The sequence below is a fragment of the Streptomyces sp. NPDC060205 genome, from assembly GCF_042728395.1.
Classification (GTDB): domain Bacteria; phylum Actinomycetota; class Actinomycetes; order Streptomycetales; family Streptomycetaceae; genus Streptomyces.
Genome location: NZ_JBHWZP010000003.1, coordinates 52,467 through 59,457, shown reverse-complemented (window position 1 = coordinate 59,457; position 6,991 = coordinate 52,467). Strand labels below are relative to the sequence as shown.

Here is a 6,991-nt window from a genome sequence, read left to right as displayed (position 1 = left end):
GCACCCCACCCCCACCCCCACCCCCACCGCCGCCGACGCCCAGTCAGTCCCGCCCGCCAGGAATCTCCGCCAGCGGAACGGACCGGCGCCCGCGCCGAGACAACTCACACGCCTCCGCGACCCGCAACGCATGCAACGCCTCACGCCCGTCGCACGGATTCGCCCGCTCCCCCCGCACCACCTCCACGAACGCGTGCAGCTCCGCCTCGTACGCGGGCCCGAACCGCTCCAGGAACCCCGTCCACGGCTTGGTGGCCGCAGGCGGCCCCGCCGGTTCCGTGGAGGCGATCGGCGTACGGTCGTCGAGCCCGACCCCGATCTGGTCCAGCTCCCCGGCCAGCTCCATGCGGACGTCGTAACCCGCCCCGTTCAGCCGCGTCGCCGTGGCCGTCGCGAGCGTGCCGTCGTCCAGCGTGAGGACGGCCGCCGCCGTGTCGATGTCGCCCGCCTCGCGGAACATCGCGGGCCCGGCGTCCGACCCCGTCGCGTAGACCTCGGTGATCTCACGCCCGGTGACCCACCGCAGCATGTCGAAGTCGTGCACGAGCGTGTCCCGGTACAGCCCGCCGGAGAGCGGCAGATGCTCGGCGGGCGGCGGCGACTGGTCGGAGGTCATCGCGCGTACGGTGTGCAGCCGGCCGAGCTGCCCCGACCGCACCACTTCCCGCGCGGCCGTGTAACCCGCGTCGAAGCGCCGCTGGAAACCCATCTGCAGGATCGTTCCGGCGGCCTCGACCTCCGCGATGGCCGTGAGCGTACCCGTCAGGTCGAGGGCGATGGGCTTCTCGCAGAACACGGGCAGTCCGGCGCGGGCTGCCCGACCGATCAGTTCGCCGTGTGCCGAGGTGGCCGCGGTGATGACCACGGCGTCCACCCCCCAGGTGAAGATCTCGTCCACGCCGGGTGCCGCGGTGGCACCTAAGCGGTCCGCGAGCCGGCGTGCTCGTACGGGATCCGCGTCCGTGACGATGAGGGAGCCGCCCACCTCACGGTGGCGGCTGAGGGCGGTCGCATGAAATGTACCGATACGACCCGTCCCGATGAGTCCGATGCGCATGCGACAAAGTTGAGGGCGAACCCTACACCCTGTCAACTCTTTGTCCGGACAATCGAACCTCACAACTTCCCGTCAACATGCACCGGAGCTACGCTCGGGCCCGTGCCCAAACCAGATGTGGACCCGACCACGCCGCTCCAGCTCAGCGTCGACCGGAACAGCCCGGTACCGCTGTACTTCCAGCTGGCCCAGCAGCTCGAAGCGGCGATCGAGCGCGGCGCCCTCACTCCGGGCAGCCTGCTGGGCAACGAGATCGAGCTCGCCGGACGCCTCGGTCTGTCCCGGCCCACGGTCCGCCAGGCCATCCAGTCCCTGGTGGACAAGGGCCTGCTCGTACGCCGCCGGGGTGTCGGCACCCAGGTCGTCCACAGCCAGGTCAAGCGCCCCCTGGAACTGAGCAGCCTCTACGACGACCTGGAGGCGGCCGGCCAGCGGCCCGCGACCCGCGTCCTCGTCAACACGGTCGTCCCGGCGACGGCCGAGGTGGCGGCGGCCCTGTCGGTGGCGGAGGGCAGTGACGTGCACCGGGTGGAGCGGCTGCGGCTGGCCCACGGCGACCCGATGGCGTACCTCTGCAACCACCTGCCGCCCGGCCTGCTCGACCTCGACAGTGCGCAGCTGGAGGCCACCGGTCTGTACCGGCTGATGCGGGTCGCGGGCATCACGCTGCACAGCGCCCGCCAGTCCGTCGGCGCGCGGGCCGCGACCGCCGTGGAGGCCGAGCGCCTCGACGAGTCCACCGGCGCCCCGCTGCTCACCATGCAGCGCACCACCTTCGACGACACGGGCCGCGCCGTCGAGTTCGGCTCCCACACCTACCGCGCCTCGCGCTACTCCTTCGAGTTCCAGCTCCTCGTACGCCCCTGACTTTCGGGCGCCCCAGAACCCTCGTACACCCCTGAGCTGGTACGACTCCACGCACTCCCGCGCATGCCCGCGTGGCGGTACCGACGGCCCCGCTGTCCGGAATCCTTCACTCCGTATCCGATACTTGGTTGTTTCATGTATCGGACATCAAGAAGGGCACGGCCTCGTGGCACGGTTTCGGACCTGGGTCAGCATCGCGGTGGCAGGGGCGTTGGGCGCATCCCTGGCCGGGTGCAGCAGCACCGGCGGCAAGCGCGCCGAGGACGCCCGCAAAGCGGCGTCCGCCCAGGGCGGCGGCGCGGTGAGCACGCCCCGCTGGACCGTCGCGATGGTCACCCACTCGGGTGATGGCGACACCTTCTGGGACATCGTCCAGAAAGGCGCCCAGCAGGCCGCCGACAAGGACAACATCAAGTTCCTGTACTCCCACGACGACGAGGGGCAGCAGCAGGCGCAGCTCGTGGACGCCGCCGTGGACAAGGGCGTCGACGGCATCGTCGTCACCCTCGCCAAGCCCGACGCCATGAAGAGCGCGGTCGCGCGCGCGGTGAAGGCCGGCATCCCCGTGATCACCGTCAACTCGGGATCCGAGAAGTCCAAGGAGTTCGGCGCGCTCACCCACGTCGGCCAGGACGAGACGATCGCCGGCGAGGCCGTCGGCGAGGAGCTGAACGAGCGTGGCCGGAAAACGGCCCTCTGCGTCCTCCACGAACAGGGCAATGTCGGCCACGAGCAGCGCTGCGCGGGCGTGAAGAAGACCTTCGACGGCACCGTGCGGAACATCTACGTCGAGGGCACCGACATGTCGGCCGTCCAGTCCTCCATCGGCGCCAAGCTCCAGGCCGACCGGTCCGTCGACGCCGTCGTCACCCTCGGCGCGCCCTACGCGGACACCGCGGTCAAGGCCAAGGAGGACGCGGGCAGCAAGGCCGAGATCGACACCTTCGACCTGAACGCCAAGGTCGCCGCCGCGCTGAAGGACGGCACCCTCGGCTTCGCCGTCGACCAGCAGCCGTACCTCCAGGGGCACGAGGCCGTGGACCTGCTCTGGCTGTACCGCTACAACGCCGACACGCTCGGCGGCGGACGCCCCGTCCTCACCGGCCCGCAGATCATCACCAAGGACCAGGCCGCGGAGCTGGAGACCTACGCGGACCGGGGCACCCGATGACCGCGACGACTCCTACGCCTTCCACGCCGCCCACGGGCTCCACGGCGGACGACCGGCTGCTGCGGATCTCGCCGCTGCGCAGGCTGCTGGGCCGCCCCGAACTGGGCTCGGTGGTCGGCGCGCTCGCCGTCTTCCTCTTCTTCGCGCTGGTCGCGGACGGGTTCGTACGGGCCGCGGGGCTGGCCACCGTGCTGTACGCGGCCTCCACGATCGGCATCATGGCGGTGCCCGTCGCCCTGCTGATGATCGGCGGCGAGTTCGACCTGTCCGCGGGCGTCATGGTGACGTCGTCCGCGCTGATCTCGTCGATGTTCAGCTACCAGATGACCGCGAACGTCTGGGTGGGCGTCGGTGTCTCGCTCCTGGTGACCCTCGCGATCGGCTTCTTCAACGGGTTCATGCTCACCCGCACCGAGCTGCCCAGCTTCATCATCACGCTCGGCACCTTCCTCATGCTGACCGGCATGAACCTCGGCTTCACCAAGCTGATCAGCGGCACCGTCTCGACCAAGACGATCGCCGACATGGAGGGCTTCGCCTCCGCCAAGACCCTCTTCGCGTCCGTCCTCACCGTCGGTGGCGTCGACTTCAAGGTCACCATCCTGTGGTGGATCGGCCTGGTGGCCCTCGCCTCCTGGGTCCTGCTGCGCACCCGCGTCGGCAACTGGATCTTCGCCGTCGGTGGCGGAAAGGAAGCGGCCCGCGCGGTGGGCGTGCCCGTCGCCGCGACCAAAATCGGCCTCTACATGGGGGTGTCCTTCGCCGCCTGGATCGCCGGACAGCACCTGCTCTTCTCCTTCGACGCCGTGCAGTCGGGAGAGGGCGTCGGCAAGGAGCTGACGTACATCATCGCGGCCGTCATCGGCGGCTGTCTGATCACCGGCGGATACGGCTCCGCCATCGGCTCGGCGGTCGGCGCGCTGATCTTCGGCATGACCGACAAGGGCATCGTGTTCGCCGAGTGGAATCCCGACTGGTTCAAGTTCTTCCTGGGAGCGATGCTGCTCCTCGCGACCCTGCTGAACGCCTGGGTCCGCAAGCGCGCGGAGGCCACGGCATGACGCAGCCCGCCACGACGACGTCCGCCGGGCGCACGCCCCTGGTCGAGCTCGACGACGTCAGTAAGTACTACGGCAACGTCCGCGCCCTGGAGGGCGTATCGCTGGAGGTCCACGCGGGGGAGATCACCTGCGTCCTCGGCGACAACGGCGCCGGCAAGTCGACCCTGATCAAGATCATCGCGGGGCTCCACCAGCACGACGCGGGCACCTTCCGCGTCGAGGGCGAGGACACCCGTCCGGCGTCCCCGCGGGAGGCCCTGGACCGCGGTATCGCCACGGTCTACCAGGACCTCGCCGTCGTCCCCCTGATGCCGGTCTGGCGCAACTTCTTCCTCGGCTCCGAGCCTCGCAAGGGATCGGGCCCCTTCAAGCGCCTGGACGTCGACCACATGCGCCGCACGACCCATGCGGAACTCCTGCGCATGGGCATCGACCTGCGGGACGTCGACCAGCCCATCGGCACGCTCTCCGGCGGCGAGCGCCAGTGCGTGGCGATCGCCCGGGCCGTCCACTTCGGCGCGAAGGTCCTCGTCCTCGACGAGCCCACCGCGGCGCTGGGCGTCAAACAGTCCGGTGTGGTCCTCAAATATGTGGCCGCCGCACGTGACGCGGGCCTGGGCGTCGTTCTGATCACCCACAACCCCCACCACGCGTACCTCGTCGGCAACCGCTTCGTCCTCCTCAAGCGCGGCACGATGGTCGGCAACCACACCCGTGAGGAAATCACCCTGGACGAACTGACCCGCCAAATGGCGGGCGGCAACGAGCTGGACGACCTCCGCCACGAACTGGAGGGCAGCGCCCCGTAGGGGCCCCGGGTGGTGCCCCGCAGGGGCGCGGGGCTGTGCCGATGTGCGGCTTCGCCGCGCGGGCACGCCCGGCGGCGGCTTCTTTCAGGGGCGCGGGGAACTGCGCGACCAGCCACGACGCTCCCGCAGGCGGCGAATCACCGGCACCACCCCGGAGCGGCCCGAGCGCAGCGAAGGACGCCGCCGTGCAGCGAAGCGGCAGCGTGGGGCAGAATCGGCGCGATGAGCACCTACCGCGACCTCGCCCTGCCCAGGGCGCTCGGCTCCGCCAGAGCCGCGGGCGCCCCCATCGGCTCCCGCCGTGCCACCGCCCTGCGTACCGTGGGCACGCGCGAGCGCCGTTCCCACCTGACGGCACCGCGCGTCCCCACCGTCGGCATCGACATCGGCGGCACGAAGGTGATGGCGGGCGTCGTGGACGCGGACGGCAACATCCTGGAGAAGGTCCGCACCGAGACCCCCGACAAGTCCAAGAGCCCCAAGGTCGTCGAGGACACCATCCTCGAACTGGTTCTGGACCTCTCCGACCGCCACGACGTGCACGCGGTCGGCATCGGCGCGGCCGGCTGGGTCGACGCGGACCGCAACCGGGTCCTGTTCGCACCCCACCTCTCGTGGCGCAACGAACCCCTGCGGGACCGTCTCGCGGGCCGCCTCGCCGTCCCCGTCCTGGTGGACAACGACGCGAACGCCGCCGCCTGGGCGGAGTGGCGCTTCGGCGCGGGCCGCGGCGAGGACCACCTCGTCATGATCACGCTCGGTACCGGCATCGGCGGCGCCATCCTGGAGGACGGGCAGGTCAAGCGCGGCAAGTTCGGCGTGGCGGGCGAGTTCGGCCATATGCAGGTCGTCCCCGGCGGCCACCGCTGCCCGTGCGGCAACCGCGGCTGCTGGGAGCAGTACAGCTCCGGCAACGCGCTGGTCCGCGAGGCCCGCGAACTCGCCGCCGCCGACTCCCCGGTCGCCTACGGCATCATCGAGCACGTCAAGGGCAACATCGCCGAGATCACCGGCCCGATGATCACCGAGCTGGCCCGTGAGGGCGACGCGATGTGCATCGAGCTGCTCCAGGACATCGGCCAGTGGCTGGGCGTCGGCATCGCGAACCTCGCGGCCGCCCTCGACCCCTCCTGCTTCGTCATCGGCGGCGGCGTCAGCGCGGCCGACGACCTCCTGATCGGCCCCGCGCGCGACGCCTTCCGCCGTCATCTGACCGGCCGCGGCTACCGCCCCGAGGCCCGGATCGCCCGCGCCCAGCTCGGCCCCGAGGCCGGCATGGTCGGCGCAGCGGACCTCGCCCGTCTGGTGGCCCGCCGCTTCCGGCGCGCCAACCGGCGCCGCGTCGAGCGGTACGAGCGCTACGAGCGGTACGCCGAGTCGCGCCGCGAGGCGCAGGAGACGCTGTGATGACGGCCTCGCTGCCGCGCCAGGCCTCACCCCCGGACGAGCCGCCGCGCCCGCCCGAGGAACCGGGCCACAGGATCCGCCGCCGCGCCCTGACCCTGCTGATCATCGTGCTGCTCATCGGTGTCCCGGCCGGCTATCTGGTGATCTCCGCCAACCAGAGCCGTGACAGCGGCAAGGACAAGGAGGCCAAGTACTCGGCGACCGGGCTCACCCCCGGCTGGCCCTCCCGGGTCCAGCGCCGCCTGTACCAGGTGCCCATCCCCGGCTACTCGGCCGAGGTCGCGTACTACGAGACGAACAACTGGAAGACCAGCCGTCTCTACGTCCAGTTCCTCACCAGCGACGAGGGCCTGGAGAAGTTCCTCAAGACCATCGGGACCAGCCTCGACGCCCTGGAGAAGGACGACTTCGCCATCAGCGCACGCGACCGGCGTGTCGTCGGCTGGGAGTTCACCGGCCCCGGCCCCTGGTCGGGCCTGAACCACGAGCGCAAGAACCCGACGCCCACCCACCACATCGTCGTGGACTGGGCGAAGCCGGGCCACCCCATGGTCTACGTGGTCTCCCGAACGACCCCCTGACCACGCCCCGACCACACCCTGACCACGCCCCCATCCCC

At 70.8% G+C, this 6,991-nt stretch carries 7 protein-coding genes; 6 read left to right on the top strand and 1 reads right to left on the bottom strand.

Annotated features, from left to right (window positions below; genetic code table 11):
* Nucleotides 1-43: 43 nt before the first annotated feature.
* Entirely contained in the window at nt 44-1,057 is a 1,014-nt protein-coding gene (locus ACFWGJ_RS01090; RefSeq protein WP_387320113.1) for a Gfo/Idh/MocA family oxidoreductase, read from the bottom strand.
* Between the two features lie 117 nt (nt 1,058-1,174).
* Here ACFWGJ_RS01090 and ACFWGJ_RS01085 point away from each other — a divergent pair, with 117 nt between their 5' ends.
* The 6 genes from ACFWGJ_RS01085 (at nt 1,175) to ACFWGJ_RS01060 (ending at nt 6,953) form a co-directional block, all read left to right on the top strand.
* Complete coding sequence (locus tag ACFWGJ_RS01085; RefSeq protein WP_387320117.1) at nt 1,175-1,924, top strand: GntR family transcriptional regulator; 750 nt, start codon at nt 1,175-1,177, stop codon at nt 1,922-1,924.
* Nucleotides 1,925-2,090: 166 nt separating this feature from the next.
* Nucleotides 2,091-3,095 (top strand): sugar ABC transporter substrate-binding protein, encoded by a 1,005-nt coding sequence (locus tag ACFWGJ_RS01080; protein WP_387320112.1) that lies wholly within the window; start codon nt 2,091-2,093, stop codon nt 3,093-3,095.
* Nucleotides 3,092-4,156 carry an ABC transporter permease gene (locus ACFWGJ_RS01075; RefSeq protein WP_387320110.1) on the top strand — a complete coding sequence of 355 codons (1,065 nt, stop codon included), beginning with the start codon at nt 3,092-3,094 and terminating at the stop codon, nt 4,154-4,156. Before ACFWGJ_RS01080 ends, ACFWGJ_RS01075 begins: the two co-directional genes overlap by 4 nt.
* Nucleotides 4,153-4,965, top strand: coding sequence for an ATP-binding cassette domain-containing protein (locus tag ACFWGJ_RS01070; protein ID WP_387320109.1), 813 nt, complete (start codon nt 4,153-4,155; stop codon nt 4,963-4,965). Before ACFWGJ_RS01075 ends, ACFWGJ_RS01070 begins: the two co-directional genes overlap by 4 nt.
* A gap of 222 nt (nt 4,966-5,187) precedes the next feature.
* Nucleotides 5,188-6,372, top strand: coding sequence for an ROK family glucokinase (locus ACFWGJ_RS01065; protein ID WP_387320108.1), 1,185 nt, complete (start codon nt 5,188-5,190; stop codon nt 6,370-6,372).
* The gene (locus ACFWGJ_RS01060) at nt 6,372-6,953 is read left to right on the top strand and encodes a sugar kinase (protein WP_387320107.1); all 582 of its coding nucleotides are present in this window, start codon (nt 6,372-6,374) and stop codon (nt 6,951-6,953) included. The genes ACFWGJ_RS01065 and ACFWGJ_RS01060 overlap by 1 nt, the downstream gene beginning before the upstream one ends.
* Nucleotides 6,954-6,991: the final 38 nt, after the last annotated feature.

Bases quoted from the DNA above. Each gene is read 5' to 3' on its own strand.
- ACFWGJ_RS01090 (WP_387320113.1), bottom strand. From the start codon at position 1,057: ATGCGCATCGGACTCATCGGGACGGGTCGTATCGGTACATTTCATGCG.
- ACFWGJ_RS01070 (WP_387320109.1), top strand. From the start codon at position 4,153: ATGACGCAGCCCGCCACGACGACGTCCGCCGGGCGCACGCCCCTGGTC.
- ACFWGJ_RS01065 (WP_387320108.1), top strand. From the start codon at position 5,188: ATGAGCACCTACCGCGACCTCGCCCTGCCCAGGGCGCTCGGCTCCGCC.
- ACFWGJ_RS01075 (WP_387320110.1), top strand. From the start codon at position 3,092: ATGACCGCGACGACTCCTACGCCTTCCACGCCGCCCACGGGCTCCACG.
- ACFWGJ_RS01060 (WP_387320107.1), top strand. From the start codon at position 6,372: ATGACGGCCTCGCTGCCGCGCCAGGCCTCACCCCCGGACGAGCCGCCG.